This window comes from Paenibacillus taichungensis, from assembly GCF_050994985.1.
Classification (GTDB): domain Bacteria; phylum Bacillota; class Bacilli; order Paenibacillales; family Paenibacillaceae; genus Paenibacillus; species Paenibacillus taichungensis.
The window spans coordinates 4,933,225-4,958,701 of the sequence record NZ_CP194720.1 but is presented as its reverse complement, the minus strand read 5'-3'; the positions used below and the strand labels follow the sequence as shown (position 1 = coordinate 4,958,701).

General features: G+C 47.5%; 20 protein-coding genes. 15 read left to right on the top strand and 5 right to left on the bottom strand.

Features of this window, described 5'->3' with window-relative positions; genetic code table 11:
- Positions 1–29: 29 nt before the first annotated feature.
- A complete protein-coding gene (locus ACR1R9_RS22355) occupies positions 30–1,793 on the top strand; it encodes an ABC transporter ATP-binding protein (protein ID WP_433922666.1) in 1,764 nt (587 codons plus the stop codon).
- Positions 1,774–3,615, top strand: coding sequence for an ABC transporter ATP-binding protein (locus ACR1R9_RS22350; RefSeq protein ID WP_433922667.1), 1,842 nt, complete (start codon positions 1,774–1,776; stop codon positions 3,613–3,615). Before ACR1R9_RS22355 ends, ACR1R9_RS22350 begins: the two co-directional genes overlap by 20 nt.
- A 132-nt stretch (positions 3,616–3,747) precedes the next feature.
- Here ACR1R9_RS22350 and ACR1R9_RS22345 read toward each other — a convergent pair whose 3' ends face one another.
- The gene (locus tag ACR1R9_RS22345; RefSeq protein ID WP_433922668.1) at positions 3,748–5,739 is read right to left on the bottom strand and encodes a DUF4832 domain-containing protein; all 1,992 of its coding nucleotides are present in this window, start codon (positions 5,737–5,739) and stop codon (positions 3,748–3,750) included.
- 642 nt (positions 5,740–6,381) lie between these two features.
- Between ACR1R9_RS22345 and ACR1R9_RS22340 the strand changes: the two genes are divergently transcribed.
- From ACR1R9_RS22340 to ACR1R9_RS22320, 5 genes are all read left to right on the top strand, one after another.
- Positions 6,382–7,482 (top strand): Gfo/Idh/MocA family protein, encoded by a 1,101-nt coding sequence (locus ACR1R9_RS22340; RefSeq protein WP_433922669.1) that lies wholly within the window; start codon positions 6,382–6,384, stop codon positions 7,480–7,482.
- Positions 7,483–7,493: 11 nt separating this feature from the next.
- Positions 7,494–8,384, top strand: a complete 891-nt coding sequence (locus tag ACR1R9_RS22335) for a carbohydrate ABC transporter permease (protein WP_072735121.1) — start codon at positions 7,494–7,496, stop codon at positions 8,382–8,384.
- A 12-nt stretch (positions 8,385–8,396) separates the two neighbouring features.
- Positions 8,397–9,230: a carbohydrate ABC transporter permease gene (locus ACR1R9_RS22330; protein WP_433922670.1), complete on the top strand. Its 834-nt coding sequence runs from the start codon at positions 8,397–8,399 to the stop codon at positions 9,228–9,230.
- A 70-nt stretch (positions 9,231–9,300) separates the two neighbouring features.
- Entirely contained in the window at positions 9,301–10,644 is a 1,344-nt protein-coding gene (locus ACR1R9_RS22325; protein ID WP_433922671.1) for an ABC transporter substrate-binding protein, read from the top strand.
- A 253-nt stretch (positions 10,645–10,897) separates the two neighbouring features.
- Positions 10,898–11,926, top strand: a complete 1,029-nt coding sequence (locus ACR1R9_RS22320; RefSeq protein WP_433922672.1) for a LacI family DNA-binding transcriptional regulator — start codon at positions 10,898–10,900, stop codon at positions 11,924–11,926.
- A gap of 60 nt (positions 11,927–11,986) precedes the next feature.
- Here ACR1R9_RS22320 and arr read toward each other — a convergent pair whose 3' ends face one another.
- Both arr and ACR1R9_RS22310 read right to left on the bottom strand, forming a co-directional pair.
- Positions 11,987–12,403, bottom strand: a complete 417-nt coding sequence (gene arr, locus ACR1R9_RS22315; protein ID WP_076290309.1) for an NAD(+)--rifampin ADP-ribosyltransferase — start codon at positions 12,401–12,403, stop codon at positions 11,987–11,989.
- A 240-nt stretch (positions 12,404–12,643) separates the two neighbouring features.
- Positions 12,644–13,549 carry a helix-turn-helix domain-containing protein gene (locus tag ACR1R9_RS22310; RefSeq protein WP_433922673.1) on the bottom strand — a complete coding sequence of 302 codons (906 nt, stop codon included), beginning with the start codon at positions 13,547–13,549 and terminating at the stop codon, positions 12,644–12,646.
- Positions 13,550–13,736: 187 nt separating this feature from the next.
- Here ACR1R9_RS22310 and ACR1R9_RS22305 point away from each other — a divergent pair, with 187 nt between their 5' ends.
- From ACR1R9_RS22305 to ACR1R9_RS22295, 3 genes are read left to right on the top strand one after another with little or no spacing between them, the layout of a single operon-like run.
- The gene (locus ACR1R9_RS22305) at positions 13,737–14,378 is read left to right on the top strand and encodes a carbohydrate-binding family 9-like protein (protein WP_433922674.1); all 642 of its coding nucleotides are present in this window, start codon (positions 13,737–13,739) and stop codon (positions 14,376–14,378) included.
- Between the two features lie 50 nt (positions 14,379–14,428).
- Positions 14,429–15,277 carry a sugar phosphate isomerase/epimerase family protein gene (locus tag ACR1R9_RS22300; RefSeq protein WP_175383538.1) on the top strand — a complete coding sequence of 283 codons (849 nt, stop codon included), beginning with the start codon at positions 14,429–14,431 and terminating at the stop codon, positions 15,275–15,277.
- 57 nt (positions 15,278–15,334) lie between these two features.
- Complete coding sequence (locus tag ACR1R9_RS22295) at positions 15,335–16,345, top strand: Gfo/Idh/MocA family protein (protein ID WP_433922675.1); 1,011 nt, start codon at positions 15,335–15,337, stop codon at positions 16,343–16,345.
- 94 nt (positions 16,346–16,439) lie between these two features.
- On the opposite strand, the gene ACR1R9_RS22290 is transcribed toward ACR1R9_RS22295, so the two are convergent.
- A complete protein-coding gene (locus tag ACR1R9_RS22290) occupies positions 16,440–18,086 on the bottom strand; it encodes a bifunctional metallophosphatase/5'-nucleotidase (protein ID WP_433922676.1) in 1,647 nt (548 codons plus the stop codon).
- A 285-nt stretch (positions 18,087–18,371) separates the two neighbouring features.
- Here ACR1R9_RS22290 and ACR1R9_RS22285 point away from each other — a divergent pair, with 285 nt between their 5' ends.
- From ACR1R9_RS22285 to ACR1R9_RS22265, 5 genes are all read left to right on the top strand, one after another.
- Positions 18,372–19,322, top strand: a complete 951-nt coding sequence (locus tag ACR1R9_RS22285; RefSeq protein ID WP_411836508.1) for a phosphate/phosphite/phosphonate ABC transporter substrate-binding protein — start codon at positions 18,372–18,374, stop codon at positions 19,320–19,322.
- 173 nt (positions 19,323–19,495) lie between these two features.
- Positions 19,496–20,296, top strand: a complete 801-nt coding sequence (phnC, locus tag ACR1R9_RS22280) for a phosphonate ABC transporter ATP-binding protein (protein WP_310852048.1) — start codon at positions 19,496–19,498, stop codon at positions 20,294–20,296.
- The gene (gene phnE / locus ACR1R9_RS22275) at positions 20,293–21,156 is read left to right on the top strand and encodes a phosphonate ABC transporter, permease protein PhnE (RefSeq protein ID WP_433922677.1); all 864 of its coding nucleotides are present in this window, start codon (positions 20,293–20,295) and stop codon (positions 21,154–21,156) included. Before phnC ends, phnE (ACR1R9_RS22275) begins: the two co-directional genes overlap by 4 nt.
- Positions 21,153–21,959 carry a phosphonate ABC transporter, permease protein PhnE gene (gene phnE, locus ACR1R9_RS22270; protein ID WP_063565946.1) on the top strand — a complete coding sequence of 269 codons (807 nt, stop codon included), beginning with the start codon at positions 21,153–21,155 and terminating at the stop codon, positions 21,957–21,959. Before phnE (ACR1R9_RS22275) ends, phnE (ACR1R9_RS22270) begins: the two co-directional genes overlap by 4 nt.
- Positions 21,960–22,151: 192 nt before the next feature.
- Positions 22,152–22,481: a hypothetical protein gene (locus tag ACR1R9_RS22265; RefSeq protein WP_433948886.1), complete on the top strand. Its 330-nt coding sequence runs from the start codon at positions 22,152–22,154 to the stop codon at positions 22,479–22,481.
- Positions 22,482–22,574: 93 nt separating this feature from the next.
- On the opposite strand, the gene ACR1R9_RS22260 is transcribed toward ACR1R9_RS22265, so the two are convergent.
- Entirely contained in the window at positions 22,575–25,385 is a 2,811-nt protein-coding gene (locus ACR1R9_RS22260) for a chitinase N-terminal domain-containing protein (RefSeq protein WP_433922679.1), read from the bottom strand.
- Positions 25,386–25,477 lie beyond the last annotated feature (92 nt).

Sequence of the window (25,477 nt, the reverse complement as noted above, 5' to 3'; positions counted from 1 at the left end):
ATTAAACGCTCTGGGCCGGAGGAATGGTTATGATCAAGCTGTTGTACTACTTGAAGAAGTATCGAGTCGCCGCCATCGCAGCACTGGTCATGATGCTGATTGAATTGACGGTCGAATTGGCTCAACCCTATTTAATCTCGAAGATCATTGATAACGGTATCCAACAAGGAGATCTGTCAGTGGTTTGGCTATGGGGTGGAGTGCTTGTGGGCAGTGCCGTCGTGGCGTTTGCCGCGGGTATTGCGAGTTCGTTTTTTGCGTCACATGCGAGTCTTGGCTTCGGTTACGATCTGCGGGAGAAGCTGTATGACAAAGTGCAAGCGTTCTCTTATGCCGTATTTAACCGGTTTGCCACATCATCTCTGATTACCCGATTGACCGGGGACGTCACACAGGTGCAGGATACGGTGTTTATGAGTCTGCGATTCATGACGCGTGTGCCGCTGGTGGTGATTGGCAGCATGATCATGGCGGTTGTGGTAAATCCGAAGCTTGGTCTGCTGCTTGTTGTGATGGTGCCTGTACTGCTCGTGTTTGTCATCTGGATGATTAAAAAGGCAGCGCTGCTGTTCCGCAATGTGCAGCGCAGGCTGGATGCCGTCAACGGAGTCATCCAGGAAAATCTGACAGGCATTCGGCTGATCCGTGTCTTCGTCCGGATGGGCCACGAGATTGAACGGTTTGCCGGATATAGCGGCAAGCTGATGAAGGGCACGATTTCCGCGCTGCGCTTGACGGAGACGACAATGCCATTCATGCTGCTCATGATGAATGGTTGTATCATCGCCGTGCTATGGTTTGGACGACGTGATATCACTACCGGAAGTGCAACCGTGGGTGAAGTCGTCGCAGTCATTAATTATCTGCTCCGCACCATTGGCGCCATGTCTGCGCTGTCCTGGATTCTGGTGACCTTCTCCAGAGCGAGTGCTTCGGCACAACGGCTTAACGAAGTTTTTGACACGGAGGAAGTTTCGGATTCGGGTCAATCCATGGACACAGATAGTTCTGCACAAGCTGGGAAAGGGAATTCTGTTATCCAGGGTGCAGTTGATTTCCAAGGTGTAGGATTCAGCTATCCGGGCAGTGAAATTACCGTATTGGAGGACATTACGTTCTCAGCCAAACGAGGTGAGCGTATCGCCATCATGGGAGCGACAGGCTCGGGTAAATCATCACTGGTACAGCTTATTCCAAGGCTTTATACCGAAGATCAAGGCGAGGTTCGTATAGATGGTAATGACGCAGAACGGTTGGACATTGCCACATTGCGCGGAGCAATCGGTTATGTGCCGCAGGAAGTAGTCCTCTTTACCGGATCGGTACGGGATAACATCGCCTGGGGCCGGGAGGACGCAACGCTCGAAGAGATTAAGGAAGCAGCGCGGCGTGCACAGATTCACGAGACCATTGAGAAGCTGCCGAATGGCTACGATACACAGCTCGGTCAGCGAGGAGTCAATCTGTCGGGTGGACAGAAGCAGCGGCTCTCGATTGCCCGTGCATTGATTCGTCGTCCAAGCATCTTGATTCTGGATGACAGTACAAGTGCTCTCGATGTAGCCACGGAAGCAAGGCTGCTGGGTGCACTGGAAGAGCTGTCGTGTACAACGTTTATCATCACGCAGAAAATCAGTTCAACCACCTCTGCCGATCTGATTCTGCTGTTGGACGATGGGCGTCTGATTGGACAGGGGAAACATGAAGATCTGATGGATTCATCTGAACTGTATCGCCGAATTTATGAATCACAATACGGGGAGGGTACACCACATGTTCAAAGCATTCATTGAACCTTTCCGTCAGCCCCCGCCGCCGATTGATCCCGATACGCTGAAGGCAGGTGGAGGTCGCAAGCCGAAGGCACGGGCGAAGAACTGGTCTGGTACGTTAGGCCGAATCTGGACGTATCTGGCCCGTCGCAAGGTCAAGCTGACGATGGTGCTGCTGATGGTATTTGCCAGTTCTGCGCTCGCTTTGCTTGGACCATATATGGTCGGTGTAGCTGTGGATAAATTCATTGATGGAGAAGCAACGAGTTCCAGTTGGACGACATTTTTATTGGGTCTGGTGGCAGTCTATGTTCTCTTTTCCTTGTCGTCATGGCTGCAAAATATATGGATGATTGAAATTGCACAGGAGACCGTGTTCCGCATGCGGTATGATCTGTTCTCCCATCTGCACAAACTGCCGATTCCATTCTTCGGCAAGCGTCAGCAGGGGGAGATTATGAGCCGGGTTACCAATGACATTGAGAATGTCAGCGGTACGCTGAACAGCTCGGCCATCCAGATTTTCTCCAGTGTGTTAACTCTGATCGGAACGTTTGGCGTGATGCTCTGGTTAAGTCCGCTGCTGACCTTGCTTACATTTATCGTGGTACCGCTGATGGCCATTGGCATGCGCTGGATTACCCGTAGAACCGGGCCGTTGTTCAAACAACGTCAGCGTAATCTCGGCGAACTCAATGGGTATATTGAGGAAACATTGTCAGGACAGAAGATTATCAAGGCGTTCTCGCAGGAAGAACGGGTCATTCGCGGGTTTGAGGAACGAAATACGAAGATCCGGTTGTCCGGTTTCTGGGCACAGACCATCTCCGGTTTTATTCCAAAGCTGATGAATGGCCTGAACAACCTGAGCTTTGCGATTGTCGCAGGCATCGGCGGGATCTTGGCGATTCAAGGTTCCGTTACCGTCGGCGTGATTATCATTTTCGTAGAATATGCCCGTCAGTTTACCCGGCCGCTCAACGATCTGGCCAACCAGTGGAATACGTTGTTGTCTGCGATTGCTGGTGCGGAGCGCGTGTTCGAGGTATTGGATGAGGATGAGGAAGCGAAGGATGAAGGCGCAGCAGTATCTCTCGAAAAGGTGGAGGGAGCCGTTCGCTTCGACAAGGTATCCTTTGGATACGATGAGGGACGCAATATTTTGCATGAAATTAACTTTGAAGCCAAGCCGGGCGAGATGATTGCTCTGGTAGGTCCGACCGGGGCGGGGAAAACAACATTGATTCAACTGTTATCCCGCTTCTATGATCCTACAGCCGGTACACTAACGGTGGATGGACGTGACATTACGACCATTCGGCGCGAGAATTTGCGCTCACACATGGCATTTGTTCTTCAAGATTCATTCCTGTTCCAGGGCACGATTCGTGAAAATATCCGTTTCGGCCGCCTGGATGCGACCGACGAAGAGGTAGAAGCCGCTTCGAGGCTGGCGAATGCTCATTCCTTCATTGTGCGAATGAAGGACGGGTACGATAAAGTGCTTCAGGCCGACGGAAGTGGCATAAGTCAGGGACAGAAGCAGCTACTTGCGATTGCCCGGGCAATTCTGGCCGATCCTTCCATTCTTGTATTGGATGAGGCGACCAGCAGTATCGATACCGTCACGGAGATCAAAATCCAGGAAGGGCTGCAGCGCCTGATGCAAGGCCGCACCAGCTTTGTTATTGCTCACAGACTGAACACAATCCGCCAAGCCGATCGTATTCTTGTACTGAAGGATGGTCAGCTCCTGGAGCAGGGTTCGCATGACGCATTGCTGGAACAAGGTGGCTTCTACAGCGAACTGTATTACAGTCAGCTGCGGAATAAGGCGCAATAGTTATTGGAGAAAATCATAATGACGGTTGTTCGGTAAGTTGGCAATGATGATTCACTCGAAAAAGAGCAGGAATGAGAGCATAGTGCCCCTATTCCTGCTCTTTGCATTTTCACTAGTCGAAGTAATTTGAGATTACTTCGTTACACTGCTTAGTTTGAACGAGCCGTCGGTCAATTTATTTGTATTGGCAAAGTCTACTCCAGGTTTATTCGTTTCCGGGTCAATGATTGCAATCGCGATATCATAGGTTCCGGCAGCAAGACCGGAGACCGGAATGGAATCGGTCAGGGTGTAGGTACCCGTTTTCCACGTGGTCAGATTAACGGTTGTTGTTTTCTTGGCGACCACGGTATTGCCGCTGCGCAGTTGAATTTCAACCGGCCAGGCAAACGGGAAGTGCTGTACGCCTTTATTCTCCACTTTAATCGTTGTTGTAAATGTGCTTCCGCTAATGGTGGATGGATGCGAAATTTCCTTCACTACAAAGTGGTAACCCATTCGTTTCTTGAGTGCATCAATATTGGCCTGTAAGGCATGATTCAGCGGAAGCGAGGCGGGGGAATTTGGCCCCAGCCAGCTTGGTTTACTAAGCTCCGTCTGACGCAACGTTTCCGTAAATCCACTACCGGTGGTTAATGCCGCAAGCATGCCGGAAGCTCCCCCGTAAAATTCGCCGCCTGAGATACGTGTCTCCCAGAAGTTCGCATGTGCTGGCTGCTGTTGACCGATATCATCCCAATAGCCATTCTGGGTGCCTGTGTACCAGCCCCAATCCGCATCGAAGCTGTCTTTATGTCCAAACACATCGTTGAACATGCCCATGACCATGCCTTTATTATTGGTTTTGGCGAGGGCGATACTGCGCCGGATCAGAACCTGCATTTTGTCCTCTTTGCCAGCAAAGGCATCAATATAATGCTGAACATACTTGTTCGAGATGTCATTGGTAGGGAAAGAGCCTGTGTAATTGGTTTCACCATTTGGTCCGACATAAGGCCATGTATGGAACTCGCCCCAGTGTCCGAGTGAACCGATCTGAACAAAGGCGACCGGACGATCATTGGTGTTGTATCTTGCCGCAATGGCTTCGATGGCTAATTTGTGCCGTTCTTGCAGATAAGTGGACTTGTAGTTGGGAGAGAAGCCCATGTTGTTTCCCGTACCCATGCCTCCGGTTGTATCGTTGTATACGGTCCCAGGCGATTCTCCGCGTGCAATCATGTCATTGTAGAGCCAGTCGGGAATATCCCTGTGAGCCTGTCCTGTCGGGCTATCCAGAATGAAGCGAAACACCACTTTGACGCCTTTACTTTTCCAGTATGCAAAATTGTTGGCGGCTTCAATTGCACTAAAATCATATGTGCCTTTGGTAGATTCAAGTTCCTTCCAAGTCACTCCGGCATATACGAGCCTGTGTGGCTGTGCATATGTGGTGCTCTTGGCCGAAGGCGCCCAGCCTTTGAATGGATTGTTAAGTGGGCTGTCCAGCTCTACGGGATTCACTACGGTATTGTTCCCCGTACCACCACCCGATCCGGCCGAGGTCAGAAGGTAAGCTGGTAGTGTTTGTCCAGACGCGGGCAATCTCGACGTATCCGAGCTGTTGTCGATATACCCGACTCGCACTGTGCTACCAGCACTGATTTGCAGTGTAGAGAGAGGAATAGCGACCTCAATGACGGTGGAGCTGCGGTAGAATTGGGAGCTGGTCAACGTGCTGTTGAAGTTCCAGACCCAGTCGGTTCCGCTGCCGCCATAGCGGTATAACCCCGTATTTTCAAGCAGCCACTCCACACCTGTAACTCCCCAGCCCGCAGCCTGGTAACCGGTTGAAGTATTGTTATCGGTATTGATCCAGAAGTTGCCCATCGTTGTACTCAGACCAGAGCCTTGAATAAGCAGATAGAGATTGGCTCCATCATTGGTCACCTTGAGCGTTTGGGCAGTGCCACTATTGGTGGTGAGAGCACTAACGCTGCTCCAGTCACTGACATTGCCATCAATGGTGATGGTTGCAGCAGAGGCTTTGGGTAAGGCTCCCGCAGGCAATAGCAGGGTAATCATGAGGACAAAAGCCAAAAACAATCCAAGGCTCCGCTTGCTTTTATCAAACAATCTTGTCATGGTATACCTCCTGAATAATGGATTTTGAATGATACCTCGTTCTGCCCACCCCGAAATTCGTTATGAGGGGAGAGTTAGGAGAGCTCAACTCCTTTCTGATCCGCATGAAGTAGCAGAATAGTAACGTTTTATGTAAGAGTCATGGTAGTAATGGGGAAATAAACAACTGGAAGATGAGATTTTGGTTTGCGGCAAATACAAAATGTGTTTTTGGTTCTTGGATTCCGTGTCTAAATTGCATTATAGGGGATGGGTACAGGAGATACAACAGATATTTTTCCAGAATTTATTATGTTTTCTATTGAAAATAGGCGTGTTTTATTGAATTTTGGACATGAGTATTCATAACTTGAATATAATATTTGCCGCAAATAAAAATAAATACAAATTAAAGTATATGATAATACAACAGAAATGTAAACGCTTAATTTATGATGAATAAAGAGTTATACTGTTTAGTAGTATGTAAAATGCACCGCAAATATATTGCCGCAAAATAATTAAAAATCTAGCCAAAATCAATTGACAAGAGATTAAAACTATTTTACTATCGTTACATAGTCACAGTCCTGTTAGATTTCTTAACATCGAATTGGCTTCATGGCATTTGCCGCAAATTTACGAGCAACGGAGAGTGTAAGCATGGGGAAGATAAAAATGGCTTTTATCGGTGTAGGAGACATGGGGTCACATCATTGCATTGGGTTTGATTTGCTCGAGGATAGTGAGGTTCGTTATATCTGTGATATGAATGAAGCCAATGTGGCACGTACGCTGGCTGAACTCAAGAATAGCAACCCCACCATAGTTAGTGATTATCGTGAACTGCTTACCAAGGAAGATTTGGATGCGGTGGTTATCAGTGTACCGAATTATTTGCATCGCGAAGTGGCAGTCGCTTTTCTGGAAGCTGGCAAGCATGTATTTCTGGAGAAACCGGTCGCGCATACCATTGAGGACTGTGATGCCATTATAGAAGCGGCGGAAGCCTCTGGACAGGTATTGCAGATCGGATTGGTTTATCGATATTCGAATCTGTATCGCCGAATGGAGAAGGAATTGGAGAACGGACGTCTTGGTGACGTGAAATTGATGTGGTGCAAGGAATTCCGTGATCCGTTCCCGCCTGCGGATTGGTTCTATGACAAGACCAAGTCTGGGGGAGCGATTGTAGAGAAGGATTGTCATCACTTCGATATTTTCAACTGGATGATCCAGGCGAAGCCTGTCCGCGTGTTTGCCTCTGGAGGCCAGCATGTCATGAAGCAAGGAGAGCCTAATCGGATTCAGAATTCATACAGTCACTATCCAACGAAAGAAATTTCGGATACCTCCATCGTCGACCATGCATTTATCACCATTGATTATGATAACGGCAGCAAGGCCAATCTGGGCCTGTGCATGTATCTGAAACCGCGCAATCTGATGGGAGAAGGGCTTGAGATTGGCCTGATCGGAGAGAACGGCGGTCAGATGGTGGCCCGTAATGACAAAACGATTGATATCGTTGGCGGGCAGGACTGGACGAAGGACCATTTGGAGATTGATGTGACGTCGGATTCCATTATGGGGGGACACACGGGTGGACAGACCCAACGTATTGATTTTCTGAAATGTGTACAGGAAGGTAGACAGCCCTTTGCTAGTGCGCAGGTTGGTCGTAACGCGTTGCTTATTGCCCTGGCGGCAGAGAAATCTATTTTGGAAGAACGGTACGTCTATTTAGAAGAAATTTCAGGCTGAGGGGTGTCATCATGAACAGGTTGAGAAAATATGACACACTGCTGTTTTTTCTCTTCATTTTGCCTTGGATTATCGGCTTTATCACCTTTTTCCTATTTCCTTTCGGGACTTCGGTTTTCTACGCCTTTACGGATGCGAGACTCCCGGGAGCGACCAACTTCAATTTTGTCGGCATTGATAATTTTACGCACATGATGGATGATCCCATCTTCTTGAAAAGCTTGATGAACACGATGTTTTTCGTTGTATTCGGTGTTCCGATCGTAACGGCAGGTATGCTGGGTCTGGCGATGCTGCTTAATTTTAATGTCAAAGGTATTGCCTTGTTCCGCACCTTCTTCTATTTACCGACCCTGGTGCCCATTGTGGCAACGGTTATTATCTGGCGGCTGGTGTTCAACTCCGAATTCGGCATCCTGAACGCCGGACTTGGCGCGCTGGGTATAGGCAAAGTGGACTGGATTGGCGGGGAGCACACGATCAAGCCAGTCATCATCATGCTCCAGGTCTGGATTTCGGGCAGTGGGGTTCTGATCTTCCTGGCTGCACTGAAAAATGTACCCAGACATTTGTATGAAGCTGCTGCAATTGACGGTGCAAGCGGGATTCGCCGATTTTTCCAAATTACACTGCCGATGATCAGTCCTTCCATCCTGTTTGTCATCATTATTCAGACGATGTATAACTTTCAGATGTTTACGGAAGCACTGCTGCTATCTAAGGGTGGTCCGAACTACTCTGCTTATACGTTTGTCTACAATATTTACAAGTCGGCCTTTACCGATCTGAAATTCAGCATGGCGATGACGCAGTCGATTTTCCTGTTCGCCGTGATCTCGCTTGTCACCCTGATCCTGATGAAAGTATCGAACCGCTTTGTGTATTACGAGGGAGAACGATAGGAGGAGAGTTACATGAACAGCCGAAAAATAGCGGTAAAAACGTCCCAATATACCATGCTGATTGTAGCATTATTGCTGTTCGCAGGGCCTCTTGTATGGATGCTCTCGACCATGCTGAAAACCAAAGCGGAAACCTACAAGGTACCTCCAACCATCCTGCCAGACACATTCAGTCTGGAAGCCTTTGAACGATTGTTTGCTGTGCAGCCGATGATGTGGCAGTGGATCCAGAACTCATTTATCATTTCCTTTTTTGTGGCGGCGGGAGCGGTGGTGTCCAGTTCACTTGTCGCTTACGGTTTCTCCCGTTTTGCAACCAAGTATCGGAATATTCTGTTCCCGGTTGTGCTTGTTACCTTAATGATTCCTCCATCCATTATGATGATTCCCTCGTACGTCCTATTTTCCAAGCTGAACTGGATTGACACCTGGTTGCCGCTCATTGTACCAGCCTGGCTTGGAGGTGCCTATTATATCTTCCTGTTCCGACAGTTTTTCATGACTATTCCCCAGGAGCTGGACGAGGCTACATATCTCGATGGCGGCAATCGCTGGACGGTATATGCACGAGTCATTATGCCGCTGTCCAAACCCATTATTATGACGACCATTATTTTTGCCTTTGTGAACTCCTGGCTCGATTTTCTGGGGCCGTTCCTGTATATCAAAAACGCAGAAATGTTTACGCTGAGCGTAGGCTTGCAGTTGTTGATTGGTCAGACGAGCCAGGATTTACCGGCGCTCGCTGCGGGTGCATTTATCAGTATTGTACCTATCGGTCTGCTGTATCTGTTTGCACAACGTTATATCGTCGAGGGGGTGGTGCTTACGGGCACCAAAGGGTAGAGTGGCTGCCTGCTTTCCGGTTTTCAGGTGAACAGGACTTATTGATATGACTTAAAGGGGAGCTGTGTATATGAGAGCGAAGAGTAAACGGCTATTCAATGTATGGGCACTTGTACTTGCTACAATGGTGGTGATCAGTGGATGTGGAAATGGAGGATCGTCCGAAAACGCCGACTCTTCTGGTTCCGGCAGCAGCCAGAGTGAACCTGTAACAATCACATACTCCCAGTGGGGGACGGCAGAAGAGCTTCATCGTACACAGGAACTGTTGGATCAGTTCATGAAGGCCAATACCGATATTAAGGTCAAACTCGAAGGCAAGGATTGGGGCAGCTATTGGGATGGACTAACAGCGAATGCAGCGGGGGGCACACTTCCAGACGTCTTCAAAACGAGTTATGCATACGTGGAGAAATACGCCGAGCTGGGCATTTTCAAGGAATTGGACGGCTTGCTCGCGGAAAATCAGTTTGATCTGAACAATGTGGACAAAAGTCTGCTCGGTCTTCACCAATATCAGGGCAAACAAGTATCCTTGCCTATCGATGCCAACGTCATCGTATGGTATTACAACAAAGCAATCTTTGAGAATGAAGCCACGAATCCTCATAAAGCTCCCGTTCCATCGCTTGAGCCAACGTGGGATGAAATTACCGACATTGCAACCAAGCTGACGCTGGATAAGAACGGGAAAAGCGCAGACGAAACGGGTTTTGACGCCCGAAACATTGTGCAGTGGGGCTTGTCCATTTCACCAGGATCAACGATGGATTGGTTCTTGGAGCCGGAGCTCTGGTCCAACGGTGCGAAGCTGGTGAATGACGATGGTTCCCTTGCGCTGGAGACACCTGAAGCGATGGAAGTGCTGAACTATTTTATCGACTTGACCAAAAATAAAAAGATCAACACCACGCCTGCACAGATTGAAGGTTTGGGTGGACAGGTGAACCTTGCGATTACTACATCCAAAGTAGCGATGAATCCGGGTGGCAGCTGGAATACAACCAACTACCAGGAGGCTGGCGTGGATTACGGCATCTCTTATTTGCCGAAATTCAAAACGAATCAAACCGTTGTTCAGCCAGCAGGTCTTGCAATCAGCTCCAATACAAAGCATGAAGAGGCGGCTTACAAGCTGCTGGCTTGGCTAGCAGGTCCGGAAGGACAGACAGAACTGGCGAAGCAGGGGTACTCGATTCCCGCGAACAAGGCCGCAGCAGATGCTTATATTGCCACTGTAGGCGAAGATAATAAAATCTTCCTGGATGCGCAGCAGTATGGCATTATATCTCCCTTTACAACCAAAAAAACCGATCTGGTCTGGACGTATGGTGAGCAATCACTCAAACTTCCACTTGCCGGAGATGGTGATCTGAACGCAGCGCTTAAGGATTTGGCCTCCAAGATGCAATAAGCAGATAAAGAGGTGGCAATGCTTCATACGTTTTCTTAAAAAGGATTAAAATTGCGGCAGTTATGGGGGACATCAAGCTCCCTGACTGCCGCTATTATTTTTATAAAAAACTGCGCCCGTGCACCATTTCATTGACTTCTGGGCAGTAGAAATATAGAATTATATTTGCCGCAAATTTGTGTTTGCAGAGATGAAATTGCCCCAATACGAATGGGGTTTAAATACATAGGTAGAGGAAAGGTGGGGACTTCACATGGCAAAATTGAAGGATATTGCAGACCGCGTTGGTGTATCGATCTCTACCGTTTCACGTGTGATGAAGAACGATGTCAATCGATCGGTCAGCGATGAAACCCGCAAAAAAATATGGGACACCGCTGAGGAACTGGGTTATCGTTCACAGCGTCCGGCCAAGAAGAAAAAGGTCCAGCCCAAAACGGCATATGCGATCGGCTGTGTGGTTGCTATTCCTCAAAATAAATACAACAGTCCCTATTTTTCAGTCATTATGGAAGGGATTGAGAAGCAGCTTGCTGAAGCGGGCATGCGTCTGGAATTTGTGTACAGCATCGAAAATGATGGGGATATCGTGCAGCTGCAGTCTCTGGTGAAGGAACATCAGATTGATGGCATGATTGTGGTGGAACGGATTGATCCGGAAGCCTATCGTTGGCTCAAGGCCAATGTTCGGACTGTTGTGGGTGTGGATATTACAGACCCGGACATTCCGGTCGTCGGTTATGATCGTGAAGAGGCAGCGAGGGAAGCAACGAATCATCTGATTGCCCAAGGTCATCGGATCATTGCCTACATTGGCGGAGCAGAATTCAAAAATGATTTTCTGGAGGAAAAACGGTTTCTTGGTTATCGCCGTGCCATGACGGATGCGGGATTATCTATTGATAATGACTGGGTGATCGACGTGAAATGGGATGTTTCGCTGAGTTATGAATTGACCAAGCAGGCATTTACCAACAATGCGAACAGACCTACAGCCATCTTTGCAGCCAGTGATATGATGGCGATTGCGGCCATGCGTGCTGCAACCGAACAGGGGCTCCGTATTCCGGAGGATATCGCCTTTTTTGGGGTAGATAATATTGAAATATCCGAATTCACCTCTCCGCCGTTGTCGACGATTCATGTACCCAAGCTGGAGATGGGCATGTTCGCGGTTAAACAGCTGCTCGATTATCTGGATCATCCGTATGAAGTGGCTGTCAAAATGATCGTCCCGTACCGCTGCATATTCCGCCAATCTTCCAATGGCAAAATAGAATAGCTATCAACCAAAGAGTTCCCTTGTCCTGATTTGGACGAAGGGAATTTTTTTGGTTAAGAATTAATCGTAGATCACATTTTTCCCTTCTTCACTTAATTTTTTTAAAGATGTAAGCATATGATTGATCTCTTCATCGGAGTGTCTTTCCCAGGAAGCTAATTCAGCTACTATTTTTAGAGGTGATTTAGATCTATATGAGCGTGTTGGGTTGCCGGGAAATTTTTTATCCGTTAAGTTAGGATCATTTTCAAAATCTCCTAATGGTTCTACAATGTAGATTCTTTCTTTTGCATTCGTTTTTGCTAATTCAGCACCCCACTTGGCAGCATTTAATGTTCCTGTAAAGTAAATATGGTTAGATTTTTTATCTTGGTAATTGGATAAGTATTGCGGCTCTAATAAATCTCCAATGTTCAGTTCTGCTTTAGTACCATGAAAAAAAGGCCCATTATCTAAGAGATTTTTTTGGTTATCCATACTGAAGCACCTCTTTTTTTGATTTGTATTTAGCAGTATAGTGTAGGAATCGCCCAAAAAACAGTCTATAAAAAACATAAAAAAAACGTTACAATATAAGTAGAAAGAATGATATTGAGCGGAAATTACCTATATAGGCTGAATTAAAGGGTATAGTTTGGCACGGAAAAATGAACCATTTGGGTTAGCGATATTTCAAAAAGCATGGAGCAGACTGCACATTGGCAGGCTGCTCTTTTTTTATAACATTCTGGACAACTTTCGGTATTCCCGGGGTGAAATGCCTTCATATTTGCGGAACATGCGGCTGAAATAATGAATATCTGGGTAACCGCTTTGTACACCCACAGTCTCAATGGAATGATCGGTTTCCCGCAGCAGCTTACGTGCCTCACTCAGGCGGATGGATTGAATGTATTCGTTGGGAGGCATGCCCGCAATCTGTTTGAACAATTTGGCCATATGATCCACACTCAGGTTCAATTGTTTGGCGATGCCCGAATTGGTCCACGGGTCGGAAGGGGCAGCCTCTATACGTTTCATGAGTTCGAGCAGCTTCTCTCCGTGTACTGAATCATGGCGTGACGAACTTCGCCAGGATGAACGCAGGAGATGGGTCAATATTTGCAGCATCAAGGCTTTACATACCAGTTCATATCCCGGTAGGCGCATCGTAAATTCATGTACCAATTGCTCCATAAGCTGCACGGTAGCTGGAGAAGGGGTATACACCGGGTTGATGGATAGCGGCGTCATGCCCTCTGCGCAAGCTTCCACTGCGAATTTATGGTGCAGAACAGTCTCTTCGTTAACAACCATATCTGCCTCGGTCTGAATGGTCAATTCGTTGAAAAAATCAAAATGAATGCCAATGAAACATGCTTCCGGGCTCGAAACCACCTCGTTCTGATGATAGACCCCGGCGGGCAGCAAGATTAGCTGACCCGCCTTCAAAATATGGTGTTTATCGTTCATATAAGTTGCAGCTTCACCTTGAGAGACGTACAGAAGTTCAAAATCATACAAACGCCGCTTTGCCAGCTTACCGGGAGGAAGACTCTGGAACTGAGCATAATGCACGTTGGGAGACCAGTCCTTGTAAGTGACGGTTCGTTGCAGAGGATATACCCCTTGTTGGAGAGACATAAATTCCATCTCCTTTTTCAATGAGATTGGCACAAACAGATTTAATTAAAACTGAACGGAATTATGCAAATAATCTCTTTATCTCCTAAATAAATAATCACATAATTTATTTATAATATATGTATTATCACATGTCTTTACGAGAGAGACAACATCACGGATTAAGCTAAAAAAGGAGAGGATTAAGATGCGCTCTCTCCCTGTGGAACGGAGCCCAAGTTATTGCTGCGAACCACTTAGGTCAGTTGCACAGAGTGGATTTCCCTCGACTGCGGATTGGGAACGATGTGTTCCAGTGGAACTGGTGGACACGGTAACAGGCAGACCACCTTCTCAATCCACAGAAGTCCGTTTTGGCTGGAGTCCCGAATACTTGCATATTCGCTTTGTATGCCAGGATGATTACGTTGTATCTGATTTCACGGAAAGGGATCAGTCATTGTATGAGCAGGATGTAGTTGAACTGTTCATTGATGAACAGGGCGATGGCAGGAATTATATCGAACTGGAGGTCAGTCCGCACAACGTAATATTTGATGCACTCATTCACAATAACAGCGAAGGTTCAGAATTGAAGGCAGATGTAACCTGGCAGTTGGAGGGGTTGCAAACGGCTGTAGAAGTGGATCGTCAGGGCCATCGGGTGTATGTGATCCATATTCCAGCGAGTAACTTCAAGTCGCCCCTGACTAAAGGCGTATGCTGGAGGGTCAACGTTTACCGTATTGATGAGAATGTGCAGGGAGATCGGGAGTATCAGGCATGGCAGCCCACGGGGGCTGTAAACTTTCATTTGCCTGCCCGGTTTGGTCATTTTCAATTAGGATAGCGATGCGATGCTGAAGAACAGGTATTCATATTTTGAAGGAGGGTATTCGGATGAAAAAAGGAATTAACATATGGTCGTTTCCAGGAGATGCCTCTATTGCGGATTGTATTCAGACGGCGAAGCAATCTGGCTTTGAGGGGATTGAACTTTCGCTTAATGGAGAAGGCGAGCTGAGTCTGTCTGCCACGGATCAGGAGGTACGTGATATTCAGGGACGTCTCGAAGAGGCCGAACTCGAAATCGCGGGACTTGCAACCGGATTGTACTGGGATTACCCGATGACGAGCGCCCGTCCGGAGATTCGCACGAAAGCACTGGATGTGTGTAAAAAACAGTTGGAGCTTGCCGCGGCATTTGGTGTGGATACCATTCTGGTCATTCCGGGTGCGGTTGGTGTGGACTTTATTCCAGACAGTGAAGTTACGGATTATGAAGTTGCCTATGAACGGGCACAAGAAGCCCTTGCGCATCTGCTGCCGTATGCGGAAAGTGCTGGAGTATCGATTGGCATTGAGAACGTGTGGAACAAATTCTTGGTGTCACCGCTAGAACTGCGTACCTTTATTGATTCTTTTAGCTCAGATTATATAGGTTCGTATTTCGATGTGGGCAATGTGGTGCAGAATGGTTACCCAGAGCAGTGGGTTCGCATTCTTGGTCACCGGATCAAGAAAGTGCACTTCAAAGATTACCGTCGTCAAGCGGGAGGACTTCATGGATTTGTGGATCTGCTGGCTGGAGATGTGAATTATCCGGCGGTTATGCAGGCATTACAGGATATTGGTTATGACAACTACGTTACTGCCGAGATGATTCCGCCATACACCCATCATTCGAAACAGATCATATTCAATACATCCAGAGCGATGGATGCCATTCTTGGACGTTCTCAGGAATAAATTCAGATAACAACGTTTATAAGTAAATGATTCTGTTTTTATATGGGAGGTAGAAATATGTTAAAAGTGGGATTGATCGGTTTTGGGTTTATGGGACGTATGCATTTTGATAACTATGTACGCCTTGCCTCAGAAGGGGAACCCGTGGAATTGGTAGCCATCTGCGATCTGAGAATAGAGGAACTGAAGAACGGTAAAGCAGCCGGCAATATGGCGACAGAGCAAGAGGTATATGATCTCACACCTTATCGTTTGTACGACAACATCGACGCGATGCTAGAGCAAGAAGAACTGGATATCATTGATATTACGCTGCCTACGCCACTGCATGCTGAATTAACGTGTTCGTTGCTGGAGAAAGGTTACCATGTGCTGTGTGAGAAACCGGTTGCGCGTCATTCGGTGGAAGGCTGGAAGATGGCACAGACGGCCAAAGCGACCGGGAAAACACTGATGATTGGTCAATGTTTACGCTTCTGGCCAGCTTATGCCTATCTGAAATCCGTAGTAGAAGACGGTCGTTATGGAGCGGTCAACGCAGGTTATTTCTTCAGGGGTTCAGGTTTGCCTCAAGAGTGGTTTTTGGATGGGGAGAAAAGCGGTGGCTGCATATTAGATATGCACATCCATGATGCGGATATTATTCACTGGGTGTTTGGCAAACCGGATCAAGTATCCACGCTGGCTCGCAACGTCATTCCGGGAAGTGGCTATGATACCGTGTCGACCAATTATGTATACCCTGACGGAAAAGTACTGAATGCCCAAGCTGACTGGACGCTGGGGGGAGACTACGGTTTCTCGATGACCTATCGCGTTAATTTGGAGCAGGGGAATCTGGTCTTTGAGAATGGCGAGCTGAAAGTAAATCCGAATGATGCTCCCGGTTTCGTCGCTGAGCTGTCACCCGACTCGGGATATTATCACCAACTCAAATATTTTATCCAGTCTGTTCAAGCAGGTACGCCTGTATCTGTATGTACACCGGAGAGTGCAACAGGCACGCTTGAGTTAATTGAAGCGGAGATGCGCTCGGCGGATGAGCGTGGGGCATTGGTTTCATTATAATAGAAAGAGCAGAACCTGTGATGCAGGTTCTGCTCTTTGCATTTCTGAAGTAGTGCGACTTGTGGTAACGATTATACTCCTTCAATTACAGTAATTACTCAGTACGACCAACAACCCGCCAGTTATTCGCCTGCTCCACTGTTAGTGGTTGATGTCTGCGAATATAATCCTCCACCAGTGCCGCCATATCCGTGGCGCCTTCGTGAAGTACCTTTTTGCCTGGATACATCGCATAATCACCGCCACCTGCCGCGCGATAACTGTTCATCACGACAGAGTACGTCGCGTCCATCGCAACAGGTATGCCCTCACGTTCCAGCTTCACCACACGACTTCCTACAGGTTTGGAGATATCCAGCTCATATTCGACGCCCGCCCACATGTCATAATTATAATGCTGTGGTTTCGGCTGCATGTAAGCAGGATTAACGACTACTTCGCCTGAAGGCTCCATTTCAAAGTAACGCGCCGTTTGCTCTAATGCATCTCGAATGTCCTGACCCCGAAGCTCCAGCACCGTTAGTGTGTTGGGATAGATAAAGTTAGACAACACATCCCGAACGGTAATGAGCGAACCGAAACCGCGGGCTTCTTCGCTGAGTAATGCGGTATTTGAGATTTGAGCTCCCGTTGCTTCCATCTGCACCTGATGTACAAAAGCAATGAAGGGATGCGCCGCGAGCCGCAAGGCGGCAGGATCGGTGATGGATAAATCTCCGGCCACCTCGCCAATCGGCTGGTCCAGCCATGCCTGTGCTTTTGCTTCCAGCTCGTCCGTCAGTCTCATGACAGCCGCATCGGGCTGAACATCACTATTCTCGTCCAAGAGCAGCAAGCTAGCCTGTTTTCCTGCAATCTGCCACTTTCCATTCGATAACCGGTCCAACTCAATGGATACATGACCCGCACCGTTCCCACTAAATCCAGGCTGAACCACGGTCACACCATGTATTTCAGCAGTAAGCTGACGGTGTTGATGTCCGGTAAGAAGAACGTCAATCCCATCAATGTCACGGCAGATGGCGTACGCCTGATTTTCTCCGGTTAACCGCTCAGCAGGTTCGCCTGTCTCCAGATCACTTTCAAAACCACCATGATAACTGACCACGAGCACATCCGGCTGTTCATGTTCACGAATATAGCCAACCCACGCACGAATAGTCTCCAAAGCGTCAAGGAACTGTAAACCTTCTATATTTTTCGGATGCTCCCAATTCGGAATATAGTGTGTCGTTGCACCCAGCAAAGCAATTTTAACACCCGAAGACAACGTTTTGATCAGATAGGGAGGACCAAAGGCGGGTATGCCTGCTACAGGAGGTGCAGTGTGTGGTACCTCTTCGTCAGGCTTTCCTTTATTAACAATATTTGCAGATAGCCAAGGGAAATGGGAATCTTCAACGGCTTTACGCAGCAAGTCCTGACCGTAGTTGAATTCATGATTGCCCATCACGGCTGCATCATATCCAAGTTCATTCAGAACATTAATGAAGGGATGCACTTCGTGATCTGAAACAAAGGACGCAGCATACGAGGCCAAAGGGGAGCCCTGCAACAGATCACCGTTATCCACGAGCAGCAGTTCGGGTGAACGCTCTTGTTCACGCCGGATCAGCGAAGCAAGCAAAGCAAGTCCGGCTGGACGATAGGCATTGGTGTTGTAATGTATGGGACGAATGGCCCCATGAAGGTCACTGGTTACCATGATGTCGAAGTTTGCCGTAGTTGTTATGGATGTCATTTTACAATCTCCTCTAAATATATAAGTTTAAACATATCAAATCACAGGTCATTCTGACGGTAGAGTACAAGGGAATTCACCATTTCTACTTGGATTATCAACCGTAATGAGGCTATTCTAACAGATCAAAGCCGCTCTGACAGCCTGACAGGAAACTTTACAAAACTCCAAATTTCGTTTCACATCGCGCAAATAATTGACGACTATAGTAGACAAGTAATGAAAAATAGAAACTCTTTGGAGGGTGTTCGCTTGAAGAAGTCTGCTTTATTTTTACCATTGTTGATTTTGGTTCTGTTTCTAAGTGCTTGTGGGTCTAACAGTAGTACAACAGGTTCGGCTAACGGGGCTGATACGAGCTCGAATTCATCCAGTACTGACACGGCAGAGACAGACAAAGCCGCTGAAGGTTATGTGCCGACTGAGCTGACTGTACAATTCGTTCCATCACAAAATGCAGATACACTCGAAGCCAAAGCAAAACCGCTCGAGAAGCTGCTGGGTGACAAATTGGGTATCCCGGTGAAGGTCAGCGTATCCACAGACTACAACACAATTATTGAAGCAATGGCTTCCAATAAAGTGGACGTAGGTTTCCTGCCTCCGACGGCTTATGTACTTGCCAAAGAAAAAGGCGCAGCTGAAGTTATCCTTCAGGCACAACGTTTTGGTGTAAATGATGAGACTGGCGCTCCAACTGAGGAACTGGCAGATTCGTATAAATCCATGATTATTGTGAAAAAAGACTCGCCGATCCAATCCGTTGAGGATCTGAAAGGCAAAAAAATCGCTTACCAGAACGTAACTTCTTCCGCTGGTTATGTATGGCCGGCAGCCCTGTTGCTCGACAGAGGCCTTGATCCTTTGAAAGATGTACAGCCAATCACGGTTAAAGGCCATGACCAAGGCGTATTGGCAGTACTGAACGGCGACGTTGATGCTGCAGCAATTTTCCAAGATGCTCGTAACACTGTAGCGAAAGACTACCCGACTGTATTTGAAGATACTCGTGTACTGGCGTTCACTGAGCCAATTCCTAACGATACAATCGCAGTACGTACAGACATGAATGCAGATTGGACAGCGAAGATCAAACAAGCGTTCATCGACATCGGTAAAGATCCACAAGGTCACGAAATTATCAAAGAAATCTACACACACGAAGGTTATGTAGAGTCTGATGACAGCAAGTTTGATATCGTTCGTCAATACAACGAAAAAGTAAAAACCGAGTAGTTTTCTATCAAAAGAAAGATCGTTAATGATCGCTTTGCATTGATTATCTTTTCATTGGATAACTTCATCGTATCAGCGGGCAGGCCAGTTCAGCGTGACATACGCTGAGCTGGCTTGTCCCATTACAGCGTGACCCTGCGAAATACCATATTAATGAAAGAAGGATTACTGCCATGATTGAGCTTCACAATGTAACGAAAACATACGCTAACGGCACCAAGGGCCTGAATAATATTAATCTGAAATTTAAACAAGGAGAATTCATTGCCGTCGTTGGTTTGTCTGGTGCGGGAAAATCGACGCTTCTACGTTCCATTAATCGACTTCATGATATCAGTGACGGTGAGATTTTGATTAATGGCAAGTCGATCACGAAAGCTCATGGCAAGTCACTTCGCATGATTCGCCGGGATATCGGCATGATCTTCCAGAGCTTCAATCTCGTGAAACGTTCCAGTGTGCTTCGTAACGTGCTTGCTGGACGCGTGGGATATCATTCCACGATGCGTACCATTCTGGGTCGTTTCCCAAAAGAAGATACAGAACTCGCATTTGGAGCACTGGAACGGGTAAATATCGCAGAAAAAGCCTATTCTCGTGCAGATCAGTTGTCCGGTGGGCAGCAGCAGCGGGTGGCTATAGCCCGAGTACTTGCACAGGAAGCCAAAATCATTTTGGCAGACGAGCCTGTCGCTTCACTCGATCCACTAACAACGAAGCAGGTAATGGATGATCTGAAACGCATCAACCATGATCTCGGTATTACAACGATCGTTAACCTTCACTTTATTGACCTAGCCAGAGAGTATGCGACCCGTATTGTTGGATTGCGTGCCGGCGAAGTGGTGTTTGATGGTCCGGTATCCGAAGCAACGGATGAGCGTTTTGCAGAAATTTATGGCAGACCTATTCTGGCAGACGAGCTGCTGGATAAACAGGCTGTACAGGAACAGCGGGGAGAAGTTCTGGTATGAAGCAACCCGTAAACGTATCGATAGATGGATCATTGCAGAATGAAACAGGAAAGGGAAAGCGTCCTGGCACAGGTTCAGGCTCGGCTCTCCTCCGTCCCAAACCACCGGGGCGTACCAAACATCTGCTCACGCTAGTTATCATTCTGCTGCTTTTGTGGGCAAGTGCCAGACAGACCGATGCCAGCTTCAGTGAGCTGTTTGAAGGTTTGCCCAACATGCTGGATTTGCTGCGTGAGATGTTCCCGCCGCGGTGGAGTTACTTTGACAACATCGTTCAGGGCATGCTGGAGACGATCCGTATGGCTCTGATTGGTACAACGATTGGTGCGATCATCGCAATTCCGGTCTCGATCATCTGTGCAGGCAACTTAATGCCTAGCCGTTGGATCTACTATCCAGCCCGCTTTGTACTGAACCTGATCCGTACCGTGCCTGACCTGCTGCTTGCGGCGCTGTTCGTTGCTGTGTTTGGACTGGGACCGATTCCTGGTATATTGGCACTCGCCGTCTTCTCGGTGGGACTGATTGCCAAGCTGACCTACGAAACGCTGGAAACGATTGATCAGGGACCGCTTGAAGCGATGACGGCTGTCGGTATGAACCGGATTCAACTGATTGTTTATGGCGTGGTGCCACAACTGGCCGCTCAGTTTACTTCCTATGTACTTTATGCCTTTGAGATTAATGTACGTGCCGCTGCGATTCTCGGATTGGTTGGAGCTGGGGGTATCGGACTGTATTATGAAGCAACACTTGGATTCCTGGAATATGACAAAACGAGTGTAATCATTCTGTTTACCCTTGTCATTGTTCTGATCATTGATTATGTAAGTACTAAGCTGCGGGAGAAATTGTTATGATGAAAAATGAAACAAGCGTAATCCGGCGCAAACCACGGAAGAACCCGCTTCGCTGGGTCATTGTAATCTTGCTTATTCTTGTGTACGCTTGGGCACTTGCCGGTGTACCGTTCACCGGTTTGAAAGAAACCGCTGGTCAGATCATGAAGGCGATTGTCGCCGGGATTTTCTCCCCGGATTGGGACTTTGTTTATCTGCCTGAGGGTGAGGATTTGCTGCGAGGACTGCTGGATACGCTGGCGATCTCGGTGCTGGGTACCGTCATTTCCGCTGTACTGTGTATCCCGTTTGCATTCTGGTCTGCCCGAAATATGAGCAGCTTCCGTCCTGTATCGGGTACGGGCAAAATGGTGCTCAGCTTTATCCGTACGTTCCCGGAGATTATTATGGCTTTGCTGTTTATCAAGGCGGTGGGTCCGGGTTCCTTCGCGGGTGTACTCGCCCTTGGACTGCATTCCATCGGGATGCTTGGTAAACTGTTTGCTGATGAAGTGGAAAATATTGATTATGGTCCTTCTGAAGCGTTGCTCGCTTCCGGGGCGACTCGTATGCAGCAGCTGTGGTTTGCTGTACTGCCACAGGTTTTACCTGGATTTCTTAACTACACGTTGTATCGGTTCGAGATTAATGTGCGTTCCGCAACCATTCTGGGGGTTATCGGGGCAGGAGGGATTGGTACACCGCTGATCTTTGCACTCAGTACTCGGAACTGGCCACGAGTAGGGATTATCCTGCTGGGGATCATCGTGATGATCACGATCATTGATCTGATCTCGGGATACATTCGCAAGAAGCTGGTGTAGAGAATTGAAAGTAAAGTTTGCTTGCTAATAAAGACGAATAAAGTAAAGAACATGATGGATATGTTTCCATCCATTATTGATCTATCGGAAGAGCAGCCCATGCAATAGCAGGTGCTGCTTTTTGTATTTTATAGGGTATCAATAACTATACTTATTTTAATAGTCGCCATGTCTCTCACGGGTTGTTCCAAATTGCAAACAAGAATTAATCTGATGGGAGAAAGTGAACATTGGAGAGGCGAGCTAGATACCACAGTAACAAATGAAAGAGCGGAAAATGGAGCCTATACTATATTTTATAAAAAAGATAATTTAGAAGATATTAAAGAATATAAAATTAACATTAATGAAGGAATGATAATTAGAAAAGAAAGCGATTTAACTTCGAAATCGCTAGATTTTCCTTTAAAGCGAACAAAAGGTTCACAAGTCAGTAGGAATGAAGACCAAACTATTGTCATTGAGTGGACAGATATGAATGGTAACAACTTTGAAGAGAATTTTATCTTAAGAGAAAAATAACAGAAAAAAACCGAAGCGAGTGCCTGGAGTCCCGGCAAACTTGCTTCGGTTTTTCAATGCTTGGTTAAAACGTTAGGCATTCCTTATTTAGATTTAGCTTGCTGCTGGCAGAGATACAGCGGATTTCGTTACTTGTACCGTAATCGTTTCCGTGCTTGTCACACCCGCTGCATTGATCAGCTCGGCACGATACGTGTACGTTCCATTCGAGTGACCGGATACATCTGTCACAGCGCTTTGTGCATTAGGTGTTACTGCGTTCAGTGCTTTGGTATCGATCAGTTGACCATTCTCATAGAGACGGTATTCTGTTGCATTTGTTCCCCACCACAGATTCATCGTCACTTTGTAGTTGCCGTCCCCATCCCAATTGTCTTGGGAGAGAACGGCTTTGCCAGGTGCAGCATTCGCAACTTGTACTGTGAGTACTTCACTGCGAGTTGTACCCTTGGAGTTCGTCAGCTCAGCTACGTAGGTATAAGTACCGTTAGCTTTGCCATTGATCGTTGTTTGGGCCGATTGCGCCGCTGGTGTAGCGTCAGTCAGCTTTTGTGTGTCAATCAGCACGCCATCTTCATACAGCTTATAGCTTGTGCCATTGTCACCCCACCAGAGGTTCATCGTAACCGTATAAGATCCTTCAGACAGACCGTTGCTATAACCATTGTTGGAGGTAAGCGCCGGTTTACCTGGTGCGCCAACAGCTGGCGTAGAAGGTCCTTCTTCGCCGCCTTCTTCAACTTTTACGAAATCGTCCAAGCTTCTAGGCTTCAATTGAAATACATCTTTGAAAATAGCGGCAACACCTGTCACGCTGATTTTATCGCCTGCTGCATAAGGGAAGGTCGTTTGCGTTACACCTGTGCGTGTATCCACACGTACATGCGTGCTTGTTCCGTCCGCTGCAACTGCATCAAATTCAAAGGAACCTACCGGTGTTGCACTAATGATGTTCTCAACAGTTACTTCTTTCAATTGAACGAGTTGACCTTGGTTTGCAGCCGTAACTGCTGGCACTTCAATGGCAGCAGGGATGGAGGCTGTACCCGTTTTTTCGATCGCTACGATATCCGTAAGCTCAAATTCACTGTTGTACAGCGCCGTTGCTGCGGTTACTTTAACCACATCTCCAGCGTGGAAGCCGCCAGTGCTTTGGAAAACATAAAGGCCGCCGGTTGTGTCTTGAAGATAGAAGGATTGTCCACCAAAAGCACCTGGCTCTGTAGTAACTACGCCCTCAACCGTAACTGTTGAACCAGCTGCTTTGGTGCGAGCATCAGCAATGCTGATTGTTGCCGGGATTGGTCCTTCTTCTTCCGGAAGCTGCTCAGCCGGAACATTGCCGACGGTAACTGCAGTCGTGATCAGGTTGCTGCCGTTCAGACGCAGACGCAGGCTGGCAGCGCCCGTTGTACCTGATTTAATGCGGACATTCAGGTCCTTGATTGCGCGACCTTTGCTGTCGGAAGTTACGCTAAAGTTGGAGCTGTAACCGTACGAAGTCGGCCATGTACCACCTTCATTCTGAATCATGGCGACCTGTGTTCCGCCAGTCAGGTAAATCCCTGCACTGTAACCGGAAACGGTTGTGTTAGCAGGCATGTTCTCTACAACCACACGGATCTGGAAATCCTCCGCATTAGGAAGGGTGTCCTGCTTCACGAAGCTGTAGGAAGCGTTCGCGCTTGAAGCTGGTCCACCATAAGAACCTGCTTTGAACGTGGAACGATCATACCACTTGTATCCTGCAGCTGGTGCGGCCCAAGGTTCAGCCTGTGGTTCTGTGGAAGCCGCAGGTTGTTCGAACGGAAGCAATGCTGTTGCATTATCCAATTGAAGTCCGCTCACTTGAGTCAAGCTAGTGTAATTTTCTTGAGTAGCAAGCCAGTTAACGGTATTGACCAGCAATTTGCCATCATCCACTTCTTTGAAGCCGTCATATGTTGTTTTGCGAGCGCCAGTCTCTTCACGCAGATATTTCGGTGAAGCATCCTCAACCGGAGAAGAGTCCCCGATAAACGCTGCTTTACCTGCACCCAATTTGGATACGGCTACGTAAGGACCTTCTTCAACTCCGCCGCCGTTGTATACGCCTTGGTCAACAGCGTTTGGCCAAGCCGCATTCGTTTTCGGCAGGTATACAATACCTTTAGCTTTTGTTGGATCGGTGATCGCAAGTGTGGACCCTGCATGCATGGCTACAGCAGATACACCTTCCGTAATGCCAAATGCCTGTCCAGCAGGCACAATGTTAGTGGCGTTAATATCGCCTAATGCGTTGTAACGGAAGCGTACGCCGAAATTATCGGACAGCCAGTCCGTGCTGGTTACATTTTGCATCGCCTCAGAGTTACGCTCCTCTGTGCTCATGCCTTTGGCTGGATCTTCGAATGCGCCACGACGATAGCCGTTAATCGCTTCAGAACCGTCCCAACGGTTTTTGTTACGGTCAGCATTGTAGTGATCTCCAATGAAGAAGATGCTGCCGCCTTTTTCTACATATTCTTTCAGCGCTGCCTGTTCTGTTGTTTTGAAGGGAACATTCGGTTCAGCAATAACAAACACGTTATAATCTTTCAGATCGTCATAGGTAAAAGGAGACGTCTTGCGCAGTTCCTTAACATAATATCCATCGTTCGCGAGTGCATTGCCGAAGTCCGAGAAGCCTCCGTCAATGACCCAGTCAGCCGCTCCGGCTGTCTGTGCATGTGTATTGTCGAACAATACTTTCTTGCCTGCATTTCCATTAACAACCTTTGCCTGAATGAACGGTGCAGGGTCTGTTGCCCATTCGGCCTGAACCGATGCATCTCCATTCCACAATCCAATCTGAAGCGGCAATGCCATGGATAATGCCAGGAGTGATTTTACCCATACTCCTCGCATACGTGTCAATTTACCCAACCAAATCCCTCCCAAATATTAGTTAAAACATGAGTTCGTCCATATTCTAACACACCAAAATCTCACATAGTCATAACAATTTGTAAAAACGA